At 63.0% G+C, this 20,689-nt stretch carries 22 protein-coding genes, 1 pseudogene and 1 riboswitch; of the genes and pseudogenes, 11 read left to right on the plus strand and 12 right to left on the minus strand.

Annotated elements, in window-relative coordinates; genetic code table 11:
* Positions 1–266: 266 nt before the first annotated feature.
* Positions 267–458, plus strand: coding sequence for a hypothetical protein (locus ACNJX9_RS25975; protein WP_439404879.1), 192 nt, complete (start codon positions 267–269; stop codon positions 456–458).
* Positions 459–472: 14 nt separating this feature from the next.
* On the opposite strand, the gene ACNJX9_RS25980 is transcribed toward ACNJX9_RS25975, so the two are convergent.
* A complete protein-coding gene (locus tag ACNJX9_RS25980) occupies positions 473–871 on the minus strand; it encodes a response regulator (RefSeq protein WP_439404880.1) in 399 nt (132 codons plus the stop codon).
* 54 nt (positions 872–925) lie between these two features.
* Positions 926–1,258, minus strand: coding sequence for a response regulator (locus ACNJX9_RS25985; RefSeq protein WP_439404881.1), 333 nt, complete (start codon positions 1,256–1,258; stop codon positions 926–928).
* A 223-nt stretch (positions 1,259–1,481) separates the two neighbouring features.
* On the opposite strand from ACNJX9_RS25985, the gene ACNJX9_RS25990 reads away from it, so the two are divergent.
* Both ACNJX9_RS25990 and ACNJX9_RS25995 read left to right on the plus strand, forming a co-directional pair.
* Positions 1,482–1,712: a hypothetical protein gene (locus tag ACNJX9_RS25990; protein ID WP_439404882.1), complete on the plus strand. Its 231-nt coding sequence runs from the start codon at positions 1,482–1,484 to the stop codon at positions 1,710–1,712.
* Positions 1,713–2,222: 510 nt separating this feature from the next.
* Entirely contained in the window at positions 2,223–2,504 is a 282-nt protein-coding gene (locus ACNJX9_RS25995; protein WP_439404883.1) for a hypothetical protein, read from the plus strand.
* Positions 2,505–2,556: 52 nt separating this feature from the next.
* Here ACNJX9_RS25995 and glyA read toward each other — a convergent pair whose 3' ends face one another.
* Both glyA and ACNJX9_RS26005 read right to left on the minus strand, forming a co-directional pair.
* Positions 2,557–3,834, minus strand: coding sequence for a serine hydroxymethyltransferase (glyA, locus tag ACNJX9_RS26000; RefSeq protein ID WP_439404885.1), 1,278 nt, complete (start codon positions 3,832–3,834; stop codon positions 2,557–2,559).
* Positions 3,835–3,868: 34 nt separating this feature from the next.
* Positions 3,869–3,954, minus strand: a riboswitch (ZMP/ZTP riboswitch).
* Between the two features lie 126 nt (positions 3,955–4,080).
* Positions 4,081–4,353 (minus strand): annotated as a pseudogene (locus tag ACNJX9_RS26005) (DMT family transporter); the annotation flags it as partial.
* Positions 4,354–4,441: 88 nt separating this feature from the next.
* Between ACNJX9_RS26005 and ACNJX9_RS26010 the strand changes: the two are divergent.
* Together ACNJX9_RS26010 and ACNJX9_RS26015 are read left to right on the plus strand one after the other, a co-directional pair.
* Positions 4,442–4,630, plus strand: a complete 189-nt coding sequence (locus ACNJX9_RS26010) for a hypothetical protein (RefSeq protein ID WP_439404886.1) — start codon at positions 4,442–4,444, stop codon at positions 4,628–4,630.
* Positions 4,631–4,716: 86 nt separating this feature from the next.
* Positions 4,717–7,302 (plus strand): excinuclease ABC subunit A, encoded by a 2,586-nt coding sequence (locus ACNJX9_RS26015; RefSeq protein WP_439404888.1) that lies wholly within the window; start codon positions 4,717–4,719, stop codon positions 7,300–7,302.
* A 100-nt stretch (positions 7,303–7,402) separates the two neighbouring features.
* On the opposite strand, the gene ACNJX9_RS26020 is transcribed toward ACNJX9_RS26015, so the two are convergent.
* Positions 7,403–8,071, minus strand: coding sequence for an NAD(P)-dependent oxidoreductase (locus tag ACNJX9_RS26020; RefSeq protein WP_439404889.1), 669 nt, complete (start codon positions 8,069–8,071; stop codon positions 7,403–7,405).
* A 60-nt stretch (positions 8,072–8,131) separates the two neighbouring features.
* Entirely contained in the window at positions 8,132–8,605 is a 474-nt protein-coding gene (locus tag ACNJX9_RS26025) for an SRPBCC family protein (RefSeq protein ID WP_439404890.1), read from the minus strand.
* A 497-nt stretch (positions 8,606–9,102) separates the two neighbouring features.
* On the opposite strand from ACNJX9_RS26025, the gene ACNJX9_RS26030 reads away from it, so the two are divergent.
* Both ACNJX9_RS26030 and ACNJX9_RS26035 read left to right on the plus strand, forming a co-directional pair.
* Positions 9,103–9,903 (plus strand): DUF1269 domain-containing protein, encoded by an 801-nt coding sequence (locus tag ACNJX9_RS26030; protein ID WP_439404892.1) that lies wholly within the window; start codon positions 9,103–9,105, stop codon positions 9,901–9,903.
* A gap of 220 nt (positions 9,904–10,123) precedes the next feature.
* On the plus strand, positions 10,124–10,477 hold the full coding sequence (locus tag ACNJX9_RS26035; protein ID WP_036024830.1) for a cupin domain-containing protein: 354 nt from the start codon (positions 10,124–10,126) through the stop codon (positions 10,475–10,477).
* Here ACNJX9_RS26035 and ACNJX9_RS26040 read toward each other — a convergent pair whose 3' ends face one another.
* Positions 10,478–10,858: a DUF4267 domain-containing protein gene (locus ACNJX9_RS26040; RefSeq protein ID WP_439404893.1), complete on the minus strand. Its 381-nt coding sequence runs from the start codon at positions 10,856–10,858 to the stop codon at positions 10,478–10,480. It abuts the gene before it with no gap.
* Between the two features lie 95 nt (positions 10,859–10,953).
* Here ACNJX9_RS26040 and ACNJX9_RS26045 point away from each other — a divergent pair, with 95 nt between their 5' ends.
* Positions 10,954–11,523, plus strand: a complete 570-nt coding sequence (locus ACNJX9_RS26045; protein WP_439404894.1) for a TetR/AcrR family transcriptional regulator — start codon at positions 10,954–10,956, stop codon at positions 11,521–11,523.
* Positions 11,524–11,634: 111 nt separating this feature from the next.
* The gene (locus ACNJX9_RS26050) at positions 11,635–12,525 is read left to right on the plus strand and encodes a LysR family transcriptional regulator (protein WP_439410131.1); all 891 of its coding nucleotides are present in this window, start codon (positions 11,635–11,637) and stop codon (positions 12,523–12,525) included.
* On the opposite strand, the gene ACNJX9_RS26055 is transcribed toward ACNJX9_RS26050, so the two are convergent.
* From ACNJX9_RS26055 to ACNJX9_RS26075, 5 genes are read right to left on the minus strand one after another with little or no spacing between them, the layout of a single operon-like run.
* Complete coding sequence (locus ACNJX9_RS26055; RefSeq protein ID WP_439404896.1) at positions 12,522–13,238, minus strand: hypothetical protein; 717 nt, start codon at positions 13,236–13,238, stop codon at positions 12,522–12,524. The genes ACNJX9_RS26050 and ACNJX9_RS26055 overlap by 4 nt on opposite strands.
* The gene (locus tag ACNJX9_RS26060) at positions 13,235–13,672 is read right to left on the minus strand and encodes an acyl-CoA thioesterase (RefSeq protein WP_439404897.1); all 438 of its coding nucleotides are present in this window, start codon (positions 13,670–13,672) and stop codon (positions 13,235–13,237) included. The genes ACNJX9_RS26055 and ACNJX9_RS26060 overlap by 4 nt, the downstream gene beginning before the upstream one ends.
* Positions 13,672–14,580 carry a fumarylacetoacetate hydrolase family protein gene (locus ACNJX9_RS26065; protein WP_439404898.1) on the minus strand — a complete coding sequence of 303 codons (909 nt, stop codon included), beginning with the start codon at positions 14,578–14,580 and terminating at the stop codon, positions 13,672–13,674. Before ACNJX9_RS26065 ends, ACNJX9_RS26060 begins: the two co-directional genes overlap by 1 nt.
* Positions 14,581–14,625: 45 nt before the next feature.
* Positions 14,626–15,732, minus strand: a complete 1,107-nt coding sequence (locus tag ACNJX9_RS26070) for a cupin domain-containing protein (protein ID WP_439404899.1) — start codon at positions 15,730–15,732, stop codon at positions 14,626–14,628.
* Between the two features lie 15 nt (positions 15,733–15,747).
* Positions 15,748–16,764, minus strand: coding sequence for a carbon-nitrogen hydrolase family protein (locus ACNJX9_RS26075; protein ID WP_439404900.1), 1,017 nt, complete (start codon positions 16,762–16,764; stop codon positions 15,748–15,750).
* 127 nt (positions 16,765–16,891) lie between these two features.
* Between ACNJX9_RS26075 and ACNJX9_RS26080 the strand changes: the two genes are divergently transcribed.
* Positions 16,892–19,051, plus strand: coding sequence for a thiamine pyrophosphate-dependent enzyme (locus tag ACNJX9_RS26080; RefSeq protein ID WP_439404901.1), 2,160 nt, complete (start codon positions 16,892–16,894; stop codon positions 19,049–19,051).
* Entirely contained in the window at positions 19,048–20,613 is a 1,566-nt protein-coding gene (locus ACNJX9_RS26085) for an indolepyruvate oxidoreductase subunit beta family protein (RefSeq protein WP_439404902.1), read from the plus strand. Before ACNJX9_RS26080 ends, ACNJX9_RS26085 begins: the two co-directional genes overlap by 4 nt.
* The last annotated feature ends 76 nt before the right edge of the window (positions 20,614–20,689 follow it).

Below are 20,689 nucleotides of genomic sequence, written 5' to 3' on the forward strand. Positions count from 1 at the left end.
ACATCGAGGAGCAGCGCAATATTGCTGATAGCTTCCGCCGCAAATGAACTAAGGCCGCCTGAGCAATTCGGACTTTTAGGTACTGGGGGGAGTACATGGTCAGCCATGAACGCATTCACCGCTGCCTACGTCGCCTTAGCGATACTGAACACGATGCTTGTTACTATCGCGGTGCTTTCTTTCTGACTGCCTCCTGTCCCAACAATTGTTAGGGACTCTGGAACGCTTTCCCGGCAGAAGCCAGACCGGGCGCGGGAGCAAAGTTTATGAAAGATATGCTGAATCACTTGGAGAGGCTCCGAGTGCAGATTTCAGAATGCGAGATGATCCGCGACCTAGCCACCGATGCCAACAAGCGCGACCTCTTTGCGCGGCTGGCAGAGCATCACAAGGTCCTGGCCGACGAGCTTGAGAAGGCAATAGCAGCAGCGCAGCTCGAGTCACAAGTCGCTAGATAGGGCTTCTCGAACTGCTAGGCGACGTCGGGGGGCTTCCGAGCGCTGAGCATCTGTTGAACCCTTCGCTGTAAAAGCTGCGGGTTCAGCCGAGGCTTCCCGCCATCTTCGCAAAGCGATGCCGCAAGTTCGACTGAACGGCGGGGTGTGCCCGCTATTTTCACGACAACGTCTGGCCTGTTCTGTTTCGCCCATGAGGAGATGCCAAAGCCATCGCCGGCAAGTTCGACGCTGGTTAGCACTGTCGTGACATTGAGATCCGCTTTAGCGAGAGCCATCTTTGCTTCGTCCGCGGACGTGGCTTCCACGACGCGGAATCCGCAGTCACGTAAGAACTCGGCGAGCGGTGCACGTAAGAGCACTTCACTCTCAGCCAAAACTATTGTGCCAAACATTTGAGGATCTTTGCTCGTCATTGGCCCTCCACGGGTTGCGTTCGAGCACTCCCTGGGGCAACTGCGCAGCCTAAATCACGTTCCTGTCGACTTGCGCAGCAGCGCGAGCACCTCAGGAAACGTGTAAGGCTTCGACAGGAACGGCGCTGGCACCGGTGCGCGCGGCCTCTCTGCCGATGTCACCATCACCACCAGTCCGGGGAACTCATCCTGAGCCAAGTGCGCAAGCTGGATACCATCAAGTGAACCCGGCATCCTGATATCAGTGAACAGCACATCTACCGCAGTGCCCGCGCGAAGAAGATCGATCGCATCATCAGCCGTACTGCACTCAATCACTTTGAAGCCCACTTCGCGTAGATTGTCCGCGAGATCCAGACGAATGAAAAATTCGTCTTCGACGATCATAACTGTTTGTACGGCGTTCGTGCCGCTGCGACGCGCTAAGTTCACTTTTGACCTTTGGGTCAAGGGGTTAGCCATGCGCCTCAACCGTGCTCGACCCGCAATTGTTGCAAGGTAAGAGAAAGAAAGGTTCGAGCATTAACATACGATATGTTTGAGATGCGCAGCGCACCCAGTTGAAGATTCTGCCGCTTATGCGGGTCGAGCGTTTGCAATAGACCGAGTGTTGTCGGAAGCGTTGCGCGACCGTAACGGGAGGGAATTGCTCGACTACATGGATCGCTTTGTAGCGACCTTAACCAATGCCGTCCATGTGAACCCTCAAGCCAAAGGTGAAGATGCACTGCTTGGCAAAGAGGTCCGGTTCTGGCCCGAAGGCGAAGATCGCAATGGCATCCGCCATTTCAGCAGTCGAGGCCAGACTGGACAGAGTGGCGACGTGCCCAAATCGACGTGAATGACCCACGGCGGACCATCGACGAGGTCGCGTATGGGGAGGCATCACGGTACTCAGCGCCAGATCAGGCAAGGAAACAAATTGTCAACCACCGCGTGCAATCATCGAGAGTGCGGTCAGCCCTTAGGCATTGGTACTCTCCATGATGTTCGTCTTTGCCTCTCTCGGCATTCAACAGTCGGCTTGGCCAGTCCAATTGATGCACCAGACGGAAGGCCGTCGCACTAGTTTGCTTCGTGCTCGCCCTGTTCTTGAAGAGGGTTGCAATCTGCGTTGTGGTGGCAGTCATCGGCGGAAGTAGCTCGGGCGTCGGCATCGTCATGCCGCTCGAACTGGCTCCATTTTCTTCGGAGCGCGCGGCGAAGTCATGTTGGCTTCGGTTCTGTTGATCTTCGCATACCCTATCGCGGTCGTATTGTTCATCGTGCTCTTTCTGGTCATGATGGAACCCACGCGGGATAAGGTCTTCAACTCTTGAGCAAGCGAGGCGGCTCTGCGAAGGTTGATGAAATGGACGTCCCGCTGATCGAAAACAAGTTGAGGCGCCTTGGTCGCGGCGTTGTCCCAAAACCGACGAGATATATCGTCACTGCGGTCTATCTCTCTTGTCTTGTTCTGGACGTGGCCGCCGCCTTCGGATTGGGATTGCAATCGCAGAGATTTGCTAGTCTTGCCTGTGCGATGCGGCCATTTGGTTCGCTCGCATCACCTTTTTTCGCAGATGAGCTTTCAGCTAAGTTTGCGCTCGGACTGCTGCTTGAACTTCACGGTGCTGAAACAAGCGGTCACTGAGACCTTTCCCGGCAATCGGACACTTCCGCCTCCGGCGCGGGGGGACGGCCGATCAGCTCGCTCCGGACCCGGACACCACACCTGGGACAGGGAAGGCGCGGCACATCTCCACGCACTCTGACCTGAGGCGCGCGAGGACCGCATCGTCGCCGTTGGCCCGCAGCGCAGCCGCAATGAACTCGCCGATGCGACGCATTTCGGTCTCTCCCATGCCACGCGTGGTCGCCGCCGGTGTCCCGAGGCGAACTCCACTCGGCCTGAGCGGCGGGCGCGGATCGTCTGGAATAACCTGCTTGTTCGTGGTGATGGCTATGGCGTCGAGCACCTCCTCGGCGGCTCGCCCGTCGAGTCCGACGGACGCTGCCGTATCGACGACCATCATGTGATTGTCGGTCCCGTCCGTCACCAGCTTCATGCCGCGCTCCATCAGTGTGTCGGCGAGAACCTTCGCGTTGCGCAAGACCTGCCGCGCGTAACCCTGGAAATCCGGGGTCGCCGCCCTTTTGAGCGTCACGGCAATCCCGGCCACGACATTCATGTGAGGTCCGCCCTGGAGACCTGGAAAGACGGACGCATCGATCCGCCCCGCAATTTCCCTCCGGCACAGGATGATCCCGCCTCGGGGGCCGCGCAGCGTCTTGTGCGATGTCGTTGTCATGACGTCGAAGCCGGCATCAAGCGGATTGCGCATGACATCAGCGGCAACCAATCCGCCATAATGGCTGACGTCAGCCATCGTGAGCGCGCCAACTTCGTCGGCAACGCTTTTGAAAGCGACATAGTCGAGGTCGCGCGGATAGGAGCTGTAGCCGCACAAAACCATCTTCGGACGCGCTTTACGCGCAATTGCGCGCAATTCGTCGAAATCGATCGCGCCTGATGATGGGGTCGTCTTGTAGCGCATGAAGTTGAACAAACGCCCCATGTGGGACACCGGCGCGCCGTGGGTGAGATGGCCGCCATGGGAGAGGTCCATGGCGAGAATGGTGTCGCCGGGATTCAACAGGCCGAGATAGACGGCCTGATTCATCGGTGATCCCGAAAGCGGCTGAACGTTGGCGTGCTCGGCACGAAACAGCGAGCAGGCCCGCTGCCGTGCGAGGTTCTCGATTTCGTCCGTATAGTGCTGGCCGCCGTAATATCTGCGTCCAGGATATCCCTCGGAATATTTGTTGGTGAAGACCGATCCGAGCAGTTCGAGCACCTCCGGATAGGTGTAATTCTCCGACGGAATCAGTTCGATGCCGTCCTGTTGACGGCGCTCCTCCCCCGCGAGGGCGGCGGCGATCTCAGAATCGTTGATCGACAGTTCGTTGCGAAATGAAGGCATGCTCGGGCTCCTCAACACGCTGTTGTTCCAGCAGATGGGTTGCCCAGGCGATCGGCGTCGGAACCATTCGCGCTTCACCGTGGTCGTTTCCACGTTAGCTCGCCAGTCGCGCGAACGGACGAATGAGCACGGGGCTCTTCGCAAAGGAAAGTTAGCCGACCTGCGAGCCGTCTGCAACTGCCAGTTCGTGCGGCCGCGGCTCACCCCTGGCGGACAAGCTATCCGCGTACGAGTCATGCCCGTGATGAGACACACAACGCCGATTCCTCGCAGGACCGTGATGGGCTGTCGCGGCAAGCCGAAGAAGCCGAGTTGGTCGAATGCCAGTGAGCTCAGCAATTGCCCGACGATGATGAGCGTTGCCACTGACGTGACGCCAAGCCGGGGCACCATGGCGATGCTGGTGGCAATGAACATCGCACCGAAGATGCCGCCCGTCCACGCCCTCCTAACTCGTAGAGGGACTACATCGCGGGAGAGCAGCCCGGCGGAGAAGGAACAAAGCCCAGGCGATCTCATTGGAAATCTACGGCTGAGCAGGATAGCCCCGAAAGCTGGATAAGAAACTATTCCTGGAGGAGCGTCCTCACGACGAAGGGAGCAACCAATGGATCACGAGCGAAAATCATCGGAAGCCGGAAAGCGGGCCGCTGAGGGCTTGCGCGAGGCAGCTGCCAAGGACGAAGCGAAACGCGAGAGCAAGACGGGGCAGGATCTCGCCAAGGGCGCTGATCGCTTCGAAGAACGCTCAAGAAGCTCCGACGGACGAAGCGCAGAAGACAAACAAAGAGGGTAGATGCCAGCGGCGGCCAGACCGCGACCCGTTTCTTTGGATCGTGGGGACTTTGACGCAGTTGTCGTCCCGAGGACGACGGGACGAGCATGGACCAGAAGGTGCACAAACCAAGCGCGCGCTCGCAGCAATCGGCTCCGGGATTTGTCAGGGTGCGCGGGGCGCGCGAGCACAATCTGAAGAACCTGGACGTCGACATTCCCCGGGACGCGCTGGTCGTGTTCACCGGCGTATCCGGCTCCGGAAAATCGTCTCTGGCATTCGGGACGCTGTATGCCGAGGCGCAACGGCGCTACCTGGAATCCGTGTCGCCCTACGCCCGTCGCCTGTTCCACCAGATGGCTGTGCCTGAGGTGGACGAGGTCGAAGGGCTGCCTCCGGCGGTGGCGCTGCAGCAGCAGCGGGGATCGTCGACCACGAGATCGAGCGTCGGCAGCGTCACGACGCTGTCGAACCTTTTGCGCATGCTCTATTCGCGCGCCGGCGACTATCCGAAGTCGCAACCTCTGCTTTATGCCGAGTCGTTCTCGCCCAATTCAGCGGAAGGGGCCTGCCCGAAGTGCCATGGCCTCGGGCGCGTCTACGACGTGACCGAACGCTCGATGGTGCCCGACGATACCCTCACCATCCGCCAGCGCGCCGTCGCGGCGTGGCCGACCGCATGGCACGGCCAGAACCTGCGCGATATCCTGACGACGCTTGGCTACGACGTGGACAGGCCGTGGCGCGAGCTTCCGAAAAAGGACCGTGACTGGATTCTGTTCACGGACGAGCAACCCACGGTGCCGGTTTACGCCGGTTACGACGCCAAGGAGGTTCGGAGAGCCCTCCGGCGCAAGGAGGAGCCGAGCTATCAAGGCACTTTCACCGGCGCCCGTCGCTACGTCATGGAGACATTCGCCAATACGACCAGCGCGATGATGAAGAAGCGCGTGTCGCAATTCATGTTGAGCGCTGAATGCCCGCTTTGCCACGGCAAGCGTCTCAAGGCCGAGGCGCTCTCGGTCAAGTTTGCCGGAATGGATATTGCCGAGATGGCTCGCCTTCCGTTGAAGCAATTGGCGGTGCTGATGCGGCCATATTGCGACGGAAGCGCTGGCCGGCGGGACGACCACCCGGAGAAGGCGATCGTCGTGCAGCGGATTGCGCAGGATCTGAGCGCACGACTTGGCGTGCTGCTCGAGCTCGGTCTCGGTTACCTGACCCTCGAGCGCAGTACGCCGACCTTGTCACCGGGCGAGCTCCAGCGTCTGCGTCTGGCGACGCAGGTCCGCTCAAACCTGTTCGGTGTGGTCTATGTGCTCGATGAACCGTCCGCCGGGCTGCATCCCTCCGATACGGAAGCGCTGCTCCGGGCGCTCGACAAGTTGAAAGTGGGCGGAAACTCGCTCTTTGTGGTCGAGCATGAGCTGGACGTGGTGCGACACGCCGACTGGATCGTTGACGTTGGGCCCGACGCCGGTCGGCACGGCGGCAATATCCTTTACAGCGGCCCAATCGACGGATTGAAATCCGTCGAGACATCGTACACCGCAAGATACCTGTTTGGCCGAGTCCCACCACCACGGCAAAATCATCGCAATTCGCAGGGCTGGCTCAAGCTGAGCGGTGTCGAGCGCAACAATCTCAGGGGGATCGATGTCGCCTTTCCGCTGGGTGTGCTGACATCAGTCACTGGCGTATCCGGGTCTGGCAAGTCCAGCCTTGTCAGCCAGTTCCTCGTGGAGGCGCTGAGCAGCCACTTCGGGCAGTCCCACGCACCTGACGATGTCGGCGAAGACATCCTTCAGCGCGCGCCTGATGTCGCTTCCGGCGGCAAAATCACCGAAGGGCTTGATCGGTTGAAACGGTTGGTCGTGGTGGACCAGAAGCCGATCGGAAGGACTCCCCGGTCCAATCTGGCGACCTACACCGGACTTTTCGACGAGGTGCGAAAGCTGTTCGCGCAGACGAAAGATGCGCGACGGCATCGCTTCGACGCCGGCCGATTCTCTTTCAACCTTCCGAAAGGGCGTTGTCCGAACTGCCAGGGAGAAGGATTTGTCTGCGTCGAGCTATTGTTCCTGCCCAGCGTCTACGCACCATGCCCGGAGTGCCAGGGCTCGCGGTATAATCCGGATACGCTGAAGATCAAGCTCAAGGGCAAGTCGATCGCGGACGTTCTGGCAATGACCGTCGATGAGGCCCATGCGTTCTTCGTGGGCGACGTCCACATTGCGAGGTCGCTCGATGTGATCCGGCAAGTCGGGCTCGGTTATATCCGTCTGGGCCAGCCGGCCACGGAGCTGTCCGGCGGAGAGGCACAACGGGTCAAGCTCGCCACTGAGCTCCAGCGCACCCAGCGAACGGGAAGCATCTATGTCCTGGACGAGCCGACCACCGGCCTGCATCCCTCGGATGTCGAGAAGCTGATTGTTCAGCTGAACGGACTGGTCGACGCCGGCAGCACCGTCATCGTCGTGGAGCACGACATGAGCGTCGTGGCTGCAAGTGATTGGGTGATCGACATCGGGCCAGGCGCCGGGGATGAGGGAGGACAGGTCGTCGCAGCCGGGCAGCCGCTGCAGATCGCGCAGCACCAAGCGAGCCGCACCGCGCCCTATCTGGCGCGAGCGCTGAAAGACTATCGGCTGCGATCACGAGGAGCAGCAGGAGCGACGGTCTCGCCACAATAGCTGACGAGCGCACTCCACGCGCGATCACCAAGAGGGACGGTCTCGACTGGCTCCGGTTGCGGTCCCGGCCCTTCTCGGAAGGTTCATGAGGCCTCACGCCTCACCCCGTGATCAACGGAGCCCGATGCAGCCAGTCATCGCTGTGCAGTTGATCCAGCACGAATGTGGCGACGTCCTGTCGCGAGATGCTGCCGCCGTGGAAGCCGGAGAGATCCGTCAGGGCCCGCACCGTGCCGCCGCCGGGCTTGTCGTTCAGGATGGTCGGACGAACGAGGACCCAGTCGAGCCCGCTGTCCCTCACGATGGCCTCCTGCCTGTCCTTGTCGGCATACACCTTCTTCAGTAGCAGCGGGAAGATCACGCGATCGAACAGGAAGCCGCCATGCCCGCGGCTGTCGGCGGCGCCGATCCCCGTGATCGCAACCAGGCGAGCGATGTGCTCGGCCTTCATCGCCTGGACGAGCGCGCGCGTCGCGCTCGAGAGCAGCGTCACGTCGCGGAAGGGGCTCGCCGGCGTGCCGAGCGCGCTGACGACGGCGTCCTGTCCCCTCAGGGCTTCGCGAAGCACCTTCGCCTCGCGCACGTCGCCGACGACGAGCCTGACGCCGTTCAGATCGCCGGCCTTCTGCGGTGACCGAACCAGCGCGGTGACCTGATGGCCGCGCGCCAGCGCCTGCGTGACGATCTGGCGTCCGGTGCCGCCGGTTGCGCCAAGAACCAGTATCTTCGTCGGTGACGTGTTCGCGTTGTTCTCGGTGTGGGTCGTCATTGTTGCCTCCATGAATGCGGACGGATCGGAACCAGATTGTTCGACGCGAAGGTGAATTGGTCAGAGCGTGCCGTCGGCGAGCAGCTCGCGGGTGCGCTTGAGCGTCGACAGCAGCGCGGCCCTGTAGCCTCTGTCGCTGTCGAACTGCGCCTGCTCGGCCTGCTCCTCGGGGCCATCAGGCTGCTTTCCGCGCAGGCCGAGATAGCAGTAGAATCTCAGCAGCAGCTCGCCGGCATCGTTCTCGACGATCTCGTTGATGATGGCGCCTTCACGCGGGCCGGTGGCCTGGAAGAACGTGACCTTGCTCTGCGGCTCGAGCGCGATGATCTCGCGCAGATCCGCGCCGGCGATGGTGGCTTCGCGCACGAAGTGCGTCGCGCTCTCCGCGACGACGTCGCAGCGCGTGCAGAGGCCGGGCGGCAGAAACAGGCGGGCGTCGCGCGCCTTGAGCTCCAGCCCTTTCCAGACCTGCTCGCGGCTCAGTCGGGTTTCGCCCTCGGGGTTCACGGGGACGGTGGCGGTCGAATAGATCATGACGATGGTCCTTGTTGCCGGGGTTGGCGTTCGGCGGCGACAGCTGCGCCGGCCGGGTTGGTGACCACGAAACTAGTGATCCAAAAGAATCGCGATAGCCGTTTATTTTGGACGCATCGTCTCACAGGTGGAACGGTCAGATTTCCAGGAGCAGCCGCGACACGGCGTTGCGCGCACGGCGCGTTTCAAGTGCGGCAGTTCGAAGAGAGAGTGCTCGGAAGCTGATCGGCGGCGCTCGGCTCGGTGGAGGTCGAGCCACGCGGCTGTCGCAGCCGGAATTTGACCTGGGTCAACGCCGAGAGCCGCCGATCGGCACATCATTCTCGCGTGGCCGCCGCATGCGATTGCTTGCGATCGGCAAAGCTCAGTCTGCGATCTCACGGAGGAAACAAAGAGTTCCTCGAATTACTGGATCCAGTCAACGATGCGCTGATCCTCGCGCGCTCCGAGCTGGCCGAGATAACCGACTTCAAGACCAAACGACAGGAGAACTCCTCATGAACAAGATGCTGGTTGCAGTTTTCGAAACCGAGGCTTCGGCATTCGAGGGCTTGAGCGCCCTGCGGGAGCTTCATCAGGAGGGCGACATCACGCTTTATGCCTCGGCGGTGATCGTCAAGGACAAGGCGGGCAAGAACGAGGTCAAGCAGGCGGCTGACCAGGGTCCGGTGGGCACGGCTGTCGGCTTGGTCACCGGAAGTCTGATCGGGCTTCTCGCCGGCCCCGCCGGACTGCTCGTCGGCGCCTCGCTGGGTGGCCTAGGCGGCCTGGCTTTTGATCTCGACAGCAGCGGCATCAGCGCGGCGTTTCTCGATGAAGTCTCGAAAGAGCTTTCGCCCGGAAAGGCGGCCGTGCTGGCCGACGTCGGGGAAACCTGGATGACGCCCGTGGATACGCGTCTGCACAAGCTCGGCGCGACCGTCTTCCGCCGCCTGCGCTCTGAGGTCATCGAGGATCAACTCATGCGCGAGAGCGCTGCGTTCCAGGCGGAACTGAAGGCATTGCAGGACGATCTCAAGCATACAGCCGCCGAAAACCGCGCGGCGATCCAAAAGGACATGGAGCAGGTCAAACTGCAGATCAACACGGTGCAAGAGCAGGCGAAGAAGCGACTTGATCAGGCTCGGGCCGAGACGGATGCGAGAATTCAGTCGCTGACGGAGCAGGCAAAGCAGGCCAGCGATCGCGCCAAGCGTCGCATCGACAAGCGCATCGCCGAGGTCAAGGCCGATTTCGACGTCCGCGCCAAGAAGCTCAACCAGGCGTGGACGTTGACCGGAGAGGCGCTGGCGGCCTAGGCGTGGGCTCCTCAGCTTGAAGGGCGCTCGGGTCAGACCGGGCGCCCGCAATCCCCTGAGCACCGCCAGGCTCGTCATGGTCCCGCCATGGCGAGGCGGAACTTCGTGCGCCTCTCGGCCGTCTGCCGAATCGCAGCAGTCTCGTTTCGCGATCGAGCACGTGCTAACCAGCACGCCCCGTCTTGCAAACGTGGACAGACGGCTCGCTCAAGGACACGCCATGAAAGCACCCGCAAATCTCGCCGAGAAGCTCGCAACCTTCACTGACCGGTTCTCCCCGCGCACGGTCGCGACCTATAACGACAATGACATCATGGTGGCCAAGCTCGAGGGGCCATTTCATTGGCACAAGCACGAGGATACGGACGACTTTTTTCTCGTGCTCTCAGGGACGCTGGATATCGAGCTGCGGGATCGCACCGTCACGCTCAACCCCGGCGAGGTTTTCGTCGTCCCCAAGGGCGTTGAGCACCGGCCCGTGGCGCGCGGCGAAGTGCACATCCTCCTGATCGAGCCGACGGGGACACCGAATTCCGGCGACAAGGCCACGGCGGCGCCTCGCATCCTGGTCTGATCAAGCCGCGCTCGCGATCAGAGCAATCGCCGCCGCGATCATCAGCGCGGCGGTGAGGCCATGGACGCCCAACGCCCTCGCCGCCGAGCCCCTCGCGGCGAAAATGAGCGACATGTCGCCGACAGGAATGATCGCTTCGATCAGAAGGACCAAACCGACCATTCGCGGGCCGCCCCACGCCATCAAGGCGAGCACGACCAGTCCCGAAACGACATCACGCACGCCCTTGAGACGAAGCCACCAGGCGACGTTCGGCCCTTGCTCGGGGAGCGGCAGGCCGAAACTCTGCGTCGCTCCCTGCGGATTGGCCAGATACATCAACCCGATGGCGATGATCCCGAGGGCCGCCAGCAACGCCACAACGATTGAAAACCAGTACATCGACGCCTCCTTCTTTCATCGCAAGATAATCTAGCATTGCTAGTTTATCAAGTAACGCTATAATTCGGCGTCATCACGGTTTGGAGATCGGGGTCTTGGGTGTCGCCGAGAGGAAAACCAGAGAGCGGGCCGATCGGGAGCATCGCATCACCGCGGCTGCGCGGCTGATCGCCGAACGCGAGGGATGGAGTGCCGTCACGATCCGCCGTCTCGCCGACGAGATCGAATACAGCCAGCCGGTGGTCTATTCTCACTTCGAGAACAGGGACGCGATCGTGACCGCTGTCGCGCTCGAAGGGTTCGGCGAACTCGCCAAAGCGCTTCGGAAAGCCGGACAGCGGTCGAGCGATCGCGGAAAAGCAATTGAGAATGTCGCAATCGCGTATCTCGCCTTTGCGCGCCAGCATCCGGCGCTCTACGAGGCGATGTTCACCCTGCCGACCATCCTCCGCTTCGCGGACGCCGACACCAGGCCGGAGTTGAAGGACGGTTTTGCGGCGCTGGCATCCGTCGTGGCTCCATCGCGGAGCGACGTCGAGGTCGCGACCGAGACGTTCTGGGCCGCTCTCCATGGGCTGGCCGAGCTCGAGCGGTCCGGCCGGATCAGAAAGAGTGCACGTGACCAGCGGATAGCGCTGGTCGTCCGCGGACTTCTTGATTCCTGAGCAAGGCAAACGAACCCGCGCAGCCAGGCGCAAGCGGCGGCGCGTAAATTAGTGATCCGGAATCTGGCCAAATACCTTTATCTTTTGGCAGACCGTCTCATGGGTGGACCTATGGATTTGCTTGCGCTTGCCGATTTCAACCTCGTTGCGCGACATGGAGGCTTCGGGAAAGCCGCCCGGGCCTCGGGACGGCCGAAGGCGACACTCTCTCGCCGGGTCTCCGAGTTGGAGAGCAGCCTTGACCTGCGCCTGTTGGAGCGCGGAGCGCGCACGGTGAAGCTCACCCAGGAAGGACGAGCGCTTCACGAGCGTACGGCGGCACTCCTCACCGATCTCGAACAGACGGCGGCGGCAATCGCCTCGGGCGGCGACAAGCCGCGCGGCCGGCTGCGGGTGAGCGCGCCTCTCTTGTTTTCGCAGACCGCGATGGGAAAGCTGGCGGCCGGTTTCGCGCTGAAATATCCTGATGTCCGGCTCGAGATCACGACGGAGGACCGCTCCGTCGACATGGTCGAGGAAGGCTATGATCTTGTGATCAGGGTCAATCCGGATCCGGATGAAACGCTGGTCGGGCGAATCCTGATGCGCGACCACCTGGTGGTGGTGGCGAGCCCCAAGCTGAAGCGCCCGAAGGCCGATCGCGCCGTTCCCACCGTGGTCCGTGGCGCAGGCGATCTGAACCCCGCCTGGGATGTGACTGCCCGAGGCCGGAAAGTTCGGATCACAACCGATCCGGTGCTTCGTCTGTCGTCGCTCATCATGGTGCGCGACGCTGCGCGCGCTGGCGTGGGCGCCGCGCGCCTTCCCGTGTCGCTGGTCAGTCGCGACCTTGGCGCCGGCAAGCTGGTCCATTGGGGCGATGTCGACGGGCCGCCGATCGCGCTCTGGGCGCTCTATCCGTCGCGCAGATTGCTGAGCGCCCGGGTATCGGCCTTTCTGGATTTCCTCAAGGGCGCCTTCCCCTCTGGCACACCCGAGGAGCTCGCCGCCTTCATCGATTAGGCGAGCGGCCTGTCTTTGCGCACCACCCGCGTCAGCATCGGAAAATGCTTGTTGCCGCCCGCGAACGGCGGAAACTGCACGAAGTCCGCGCGCATGTGCTTGATCACGTCGGAGGCGAGTGCGTGCGCGAGGGCCGCCGGGCTGTCGAACACCAGCTTGTTGCGCTGCATGTGGTCGATGCGCTGCGACGGCAGGCGGTCGACCCAGTCGATGCGGGTGTAGATCTCGATCTGGCGGACATCAGGAAAGGTCCGCATGATCGGGGGGTGGTGCTCGAGATAATGCAGGTTCCAGGCGTTCATGTCCGCGGCCGGGCCGGGATAGTGGACGAGGTAGCTGCACGGCGTTGTCGTGTCCGGCGGATGCTCGGCGACATCGACGGGAAACGCACGTGTCAGCATCACCTGGTGCGTGACATCGAGGCCAGTGAGGCCGGAGTGTCCGGCGCCTGTCGCGACGCTGGCCAGGATGCCGTCACGGCCCATCGCCGCCTCGCAGGCAAACAGGTCGGGAAAGCGCAGCTGAAGCGCAAACACGGGGCCTGAGCCGTCGGCCTTGTAGGGATGATCGACCGACTGTTCGAGCGGCGTGAACAGCATGGCCTCGGTCATCTCAGGGATCGATTTGACCAACTCCGCTACGGCGTCAACTTCGCGGGGATGAACGCGCCGTTCGCCCGTGGAATCCGAGAAGGTGATGAACAGCGAGATCATGCCGATGTTGCCTCGGCGCCCTCGCCCGCACTCACATGCGACACGAGCGCGGCTCTGATGTCATCGGGCCACGGGATCGCATGATGATCGACCAGGGAGGTCGCGGCAAGGATCTGCCGGGCGCGCCAGCGCGGGCCGTTCGCGCCCGATATGACGTGCTCCAGATGGAGCGACGATCCACCGACCTTGATGATGCGCAGGTTGAACGTCAGGAGATCGCCGAACATCGACGGCCGGGAGAAGTCGCAGGCGAGGTGCACCGTGGGCGTTCCGATCTTCCTGACGGTGATCAGCTCCGGCCATGGAAAACCGATTCTTGCCCAGAAATCCTCGACGACGCCGTTGAGGATGTTCAGGTAGGACGGGAAATACGCGATCCCAGAGGGATCGCAGTCTCCGAACCTGAGCTCGCGCTCGAACGCAAAATTCGTCATCAGATCGCGACAACGGGATGCCTGAGGACACCGACGCCGTCAACCCCGGCCTCGACCACGTCGCCCGGCCACAGCCATTCCTGCGGGGTCATGCCGGCGCCGACGCCTTCCGGCGTCCCCGTTGCGATGATGTCGCCCGGCTCGAGCGTCATGCCCGACGAGATGTCCGAGATCAGCACCGGAATGTCGAAGATCATGTATTTGGTGTTGGAGTCCTGCTTCATCACGCCGTTCTTGGTCAGCCACAACCTGAGATCATGCGGATCGGCAATTTCGTCCGCGGTGACGATGCAGGGGCCGAACGGCGCATAGGTGTCCATGCCCTTGGAGAAGATCCACTGTCCGGCGCGGCGATTGTCGCGCGCGGAAATGTCGATCATCACGGAATAGCCGAACACGTGATCCATCGCCTTGTCGGTGGAGATGCGCGTTGCGGTCTTGCCGATGATGACGGCGAGCTCGACCTCCCAGTCGAGCTGCTGCGTCATCCTGGCATTATGCTGGATCGCACCGCCCGGACCGATCACAGAGGTCGGCGGCTTGGAGAAGACGACCGGCTGTTTCGGCAGGTCTTTGTCGGTGTCGAGTCTCTCTGCGGATTCGGCGACATGGGCCCGGTAGTTCAGCCCGATGCCAAAAATATTTTTCCGTGGGCGCGGGATCGGCGCCAGCAGCTTGACGTCCTCGACTGCAACCGCCGAGCCGGCCGGCAAGCGGCCATTGGCCACCTCCAGCGCATCCCGGAGCGCCGGCAGCAGCGTCACGCTGTTGTCGATGAACGCCAGCATATCGCTCGGCCACGTCACGCCGCCGGACGCACCGAGTTGCTCGACATCGACGACCAATCCGTTGACCAGCGCGCCGAGGCGCGCACCGCTAGAGCCCAAAGTGTAGGTGACGAGGCGCATGAAGGATTCGATCCGGCTGTTGTGGTTGAATTCTGCAAGGAGGTGTCAGGCCGCGACCGATTGGTAACCGCCATTGTCGCCATAGGCTTCTTCCCGGTAGAGCCCGAGGCCTTCGATCACGGGCAGATCGTTGAAGCAGAACAGGCAGGCATCCTCGCTCGCGGAGCCATTGCCGTGCTCGTGCCAGGCCCAGGAGGGAACGCAGAAGATGTCGCGCTCCTCCCATTCGAGCCGCTTGCCGCCGATGATGGAATAGCCGCGCCCCTTGGCGACCTGGTAGAGGAAGCTGCCGGTGTGCCGGTGCGACTTGGTTTTTTCGCCGGGCCGCAGCAATTGCATGCTGGCGCCGATGGTCTGCATCACATGGCCGCCGGTGATCGGGTTGACGTAGTTCATGAGAGTGCCGTCGAAGGGCGAGCCGTCGGTCGCGGCGGCATATTTCTGCAAGGACTCGTAGGTCGGCTCCCACTCATATTTGAACATGGGCGAATAGCCCTTCGACCATGTCGAGCCGGCCGGGCGCAGGCCCGGATTGCCCCAGGTCTTGGTCATGTCGTCGACGGGATAGCCTGACGGCTCCTGCTGGATCTTGGGATGCACGACGAAGAAATTGGCTTCCAGCGCATTGACGAGCGGAATGTCGAGGCCGTCCTGCCAGATGCAGACCGAGCCGCCCGCTTCGACGCCATGCTCGTGCCAGGTGCCGTTCGGCGTCAGCACGAAATCCCGCGCGCCCAGCGTCATCTTGTGACCGTCGACGATGGTATAGGCACCCGCGCCTTCCATGATGAAGCGCAGCGCCGAGGCGGAATGGGCATGAGCGGTGGCGACCTCGCCGGGATGCATCACCTGCAATCCCGAATAGAGCCAGCCGACCGCAGCCGACACGTCGCGCCTTCCGGGATTGTTCAGGTAGATCACCCGCCGGCCCGCCTTCTCCGGCGAGACCAGCTCGACCGATCGCAGCACATGCTCGCGCAGATCCTTGTAGCGCCACAGCACGGGCACGGAGGCCGATTGCGGCGCCCACGGCTCGATCTTGTTGGCAACCGTCCAAAGCGCGCCGGCTTCATACTTTTCGAGGTCCTTGTAATAGGCCTTCAGCTCGGGCGTGTCTTCGACATTGGCCCGGCCGATCACGTTCTCGCGCATGCTGTCCTCCAAGTCCTATTCCGATCGCGGTGGGATCGGCACGAAACCCTGCTCCGCGGCGTCGCCCTCGCCGTCTGCGAGGCCCAGCGGCGCCAAAGGACGACGATTGACCCGCAGATCAAACACATCGAACCGGTTGTAGTGGCCGACGATGTCATGCATCTGCTTCGGCTGGATGCAGCGATCGAGGTCGATGTCGGCGTAGACGATGCCCTCGTCGTCGATCAGCGGCGTGCCGACCACGCGGCCGTCAGGGCCGATGATGCCGGAGAATGCGCTGGACTTCCGCTGCAAACGCGCGCGGGCGTCGGGAACGACTGATACCATCGCGGCGATGATCTCCTCCGACACGGTCGAGCAGGAGACGATGGTAAAGATCTTGCCTTCGAAGGAATGAGCGATGGCGCGCAGCTTGATCGCCTCCGCCATGTCGTAGTCAGGCGGTGCGACCGGAAGCGAGATGTAGCTGGCGACATGCACGAGCTCACCCTGGCCGAGCAGCGCAAAACGCGCGAGCGTGTTGGTGTTCTCGCCGCAGGCAAGGCCGCCGAGACGCCCGATCTCGGTATCATAGACGCGCAGGCTCGAGCCGTCACCGCCGGTCCAGGTCAGCTTCTCTGCCCAGGTCGGCACCAGCTTGCGATGCTTGCCAAGCAACGCGCCATCGGGCCCGATGAACACCAGAGTGTTATAGATCGCGCCGAGCGAGACCGGGCTGCGCTCGTTGACGCCGAGGACAACGTAGCAGCCGGTGTCGCGCGCGGCCTTCCGGACGATGTCGACCTCGGGCCCCGGCACCAGCACCGAGGCCTTGGCGAGCTTCTCGAACCACGCGCTGCCGGTGACGGGATCGGTGATCCAGTTCCAATAGGGATAGCCGGGCACAAACACTTCGGGGAACGCGACCAGCCTGGCGCCGTTGGCCGCCGCCTCACGCACCAGTGAGGCTGCCTTGTCGACGGTGGCGCTGGCATTGAGATAGACTGGTGAAGCCTGCACGGCGGCAGCTTTAAAGCGCGGCAGCTTCAGCATCGGCCCACCCCTGTCGCTGGCTCATGACCGCCTTGCCGGAAGAGCAGATACGCAGGCGTGGTCGCATGGCGCGCGTTGACTTACTTCACATGTAAACGTATGCTATCGCATATTTCTGGAGGGTGCAATGGCTGAACGTTCCTTTGCTCGCGAAGTCGAGGATCTCCGGCTCGGCGATGGCGACACCTTTCGCGGCGAAGGCATCCTCGCCATCACCAAGGCGCTGCTGCAATCGGGCGTCGCCTATGTCGGCGGCTACCAGGGCTCGCCGATCTCGCATCTGATGGACGTGCTCGCCGACGCCAAGGACGTGCTCGACGATCTCGGCGTGGTGTTCCAGAGTTCCGCCAATGAAGCCGCCGCCGCGGCGATGCTGTCCGCTTCGGTGATGTATCCGCTGCGCGGCGCGGTGGCGTGGAAATCCACCGTCGGCACCAACGTCGCCTCGGACGCGCTCGCCAATCTCGCCTCGGGCGGCGTCACCGGCGGCACCATGATCATCGTCGGCGAGGACTATGGCGAGGGCTCCTCCATCATGCAGGAGCGCACGCACGCGTTTGCGATGAAGTCGCAGATGTGGCTGCTCGATCCCCGCCCCGACCACGAATGCATCGTCAACCTGATCGAGAAGGGCTTTGAGCTCTCGGAGTTCTCGAACACGCCCGTGATGCTGGAGGTGCGCGTCCGCGCCTGTCACATGCACGGCAGCTTCGCCTGCAAGGACAATGTCCGGCCGGCGCATACCATCAAGGACGCGCTCAACAATCCCAAGCGCGACGTCAATCGTATCGTGCTGCCGCCGGCGGCCTATGAGCACGAGCAGGAGAAGATCAAGACGCGGATGCCCGCGGCCATCGGCTTCATCAGGGACAACAAGCTCAATGAATGGATGGGGCCGACGCAGGGCAAGGTCGGCATCATCATGCAGGGCGGCATGTACAACAATGTCATCCGCGCGCTGCAATATCTCGGGCTGTCGGACGCCTATGGCAATACGCAAGTGGCGCTCTACGTCATGAACGTCACCTACCCCGTGATCGACACGGAGGTTGCGGAATTCTGCGCCGGCAAGGACGCGGTACTCGTCGTCGAAGAGGGCCAGCCGGAATATCTGGAACAGGCGATCAACACCGTGCTGCGGCGCAGGGACATCCAGGCGCGCGTCCACGGCAAGGACGTGCTGCCGATGGGCGGCGATTACACGGCGCAGGTGCTGCTCGGCGGCGTCAGGGAGTTCCTCGACAAGACCGAGCCGCGGCTGCTCGGCAACCGGCCGCCGGCGCCGGATGCCGCGCCCGTGCTCGGTCACCCCGCGGTCGAAAAGCTCAAGCAGGTGGTGCCGGCGCGCCCGCCCGGGCTCTGCACCGGCTGCCCGGAGCGGCCGATCTTCGCCGCGATGAAGCTGGTCGAGGAAGAACTCGGCCAGCATCACGTCTCCGCCGATATCGGCTGCCATCTGTTCTCGATCCTGCCGCCGTTCAACATCGGCGCGACCACGATGGGCTTCGGCCTCGGCCCGGCCTCGACCTCGGCCTTCAACGTCAAGGCCGACAAGCGCTCGATCGCCGTGATGGGCGACGGCGGCTTCTGGCACAACGGGCTGACCAGCGGCATCGGCAATGCCGTGTTCAACAAGCATGACGGCGTCTTCGTCATCGTCGACAACTACTACACCTCGGCGACCGGCGGTCAGGACATCCTGTCCTCGCGCGCGGTCAACAAGCGGCGCAAGACCAACAATTCGATCGTGCAGGCGGTGAAGGGCATCGGCGGCCAATGGGTGCGCCAGCTCGATCGCACCTATGATGTCGGCAAGATGCGCGACACGCTGAAGGAGGCGCTGACCACCAAGGAGGAAGGTCCCAAGGTCATCGTCGCCTCCTCCGAATGCATGCTGAACAAGCAGCGCCGCGTCAAGCCGCAGATGAGCAAGGCGATCAAGGACGGCGTGCGCATCGTCAAGGAGCGCTTCGGCGTCGACGAGGACGTCTGCACCGGCGACCATGCCTGCATCCGGCTCTCCGGCTGCCCATCGCTGTCGGTGAAGCAGCTCGACGATCCCTTGCGCGATGATCCGGTCGCTGCGATCGACAATTCCTGCGTCGGCTGCGGCAATTGCGGCGAGGTCTCCGAGGCCGCCGTGCTCTGCCCGTCGTTCTATCGCGCCGATGTGATTCACAATCCGACCGGCTGGGACAAGTTCAAGTCGAAGGTCGCGATGAGCGTGATCGGCTGGCTGCAGCGACGGCGTAACCGCCGGCGGCCGGCGCTCGAGGCACTGGCATGAGGGACGAGACGGTCCGGCTGGCCCTCCCCGCTTCAGGCGAAGCGACCGAGCGGCCGATCTCGATCGCCATCGTCGCGATGGGCGGCCAGGGCGGCGGCGTGCTGACCGACTGGATCGTGCAGCTCGCCGAGAACCATGGCTGGGTCGCGCAATCGACCTCGGTGCCCGGCGTCGCCCAGCGCACCGGCGCCACGATCTACTATATCGAGGCGATGCCGCCGCTCGATGGCCGCAAGCCGATCCTGTCGCTGATGCCGACCCCCGGCGATGTCGACGTGGTGATGGCGGCGGAGTTCATGGAGGCGGGCCGGTCGATCCTGCGCGGCCTGGTGACGCCTGACCGTACCACGCTGATCGCGTCCAACCACCGCTCGTTCGCGGTCGGCGAGAAGATCGCGCCGGGCAACGGCATCGCCGACAGCGGCGCCGTCACCGGCGCCATCGGGATTGCGGCGAAGACCGAGATCATCTTCGACCTCAATGCGCTGGCGATCACCCATGGCAGCGTCATCTCGGCGGCGATGTTCGGCGCGCTCGCCGCGGCCGATGTGCTGCCGTTCAGCCGCGACAGCTATCTCGACGTGATCCGCGCCGGCGGCAAGGGCGCCAGGGCCAGCGTCGAGACCTTCGAGGCCGCCTTCGAGCGCGTCAAGACCGGCCCGGCCGAGCTAGCAGCACCGGCGCAAGCCAAGCCGGCCAATAAGACGCCCTCCTCCGCAATATCCGATCCGCAACTCGGCGCGCTCATTGCGAGATTGAACCAGGAACTGCCAGAGCCTGCGCTTCCCATGGCACGCGCGGGATTGCGGAAGGTCGTCGACTTCCAGGACGTCGCCTATGGCGCCGAATATCTCGACATCCTCAAGGAGCTGCACGCGGCCGACCGCAACGCCGGTGGCGGCGCGCACGCCTATGCCTTCACGGAGACCGCGGCAAAGTATCTCGCCAACGCGATGGGCTATGACGACGTGATCCGCGTCGCAGACCTCAAGACCCGCGCCGGCCGCCGCGCGCGCATCGAGAGCGAGCTCGAGATGACGGACGGACAGGTGCTCCACACCACCGAATTCATGCATCCGCGCATGGAGGAAGTGATGGGCATGCTGCCTGCCGGCTTTGGCCGCTGGCTCGGCGCGCGGCCGCGCCTCGTCGGCTGGCTCGATCGCCGCGTCAACAAGGGACGGCGGGTGCGGACCTATTCGCTGCCCTGGTTCCTGGTGCTCTATGTCGTCGGCGGCATGCGCGGCCTGCGCCGCCGCTCGCTGCGTCACGTCATCGAGACGGCGCACCGGGATGCATGGCTGAAGGCTGCGCGAGAGGCGGTCGGCAGCAACTACCAGCTCGGCGTCGAGATCCTGCAATGCCGCCGCCTGGTCAAGGGCTATTCAGATACCCACAGCCGGGGCCTGTCGAAGTTCGACAAGACGCTGGCTGCGATCAAGCTGATCGAGCGCCGCGAGGATGCGGCCGACTGGGCCCGTCGCCTGCGCGAGGCCGCGCTGAAGGACAGCGCCGGCACGGCGCTCGACGGCGTGATCCAGACCATCCAGACCTTTGCATGATTCAAACCGCGCAGGATGCAGGATTGGATTGCCGTTCGCCCGCGGGGACGTCAGGATCAGGCGGCTTGACTACGAT

Origin of the sequence: Bradyrhizobium sp. BLXBL-03, from assembly GCF_051853015.1 — a bacterium.
In the GTDB taxonomy this organism is placed as follows: Bacteria; Pseudomonadota; Alphaproteobacteria; order Rhizobiales; family Xanthobacteraceae; genus Bradyrhizobium; species Bradyrhizobium manausense.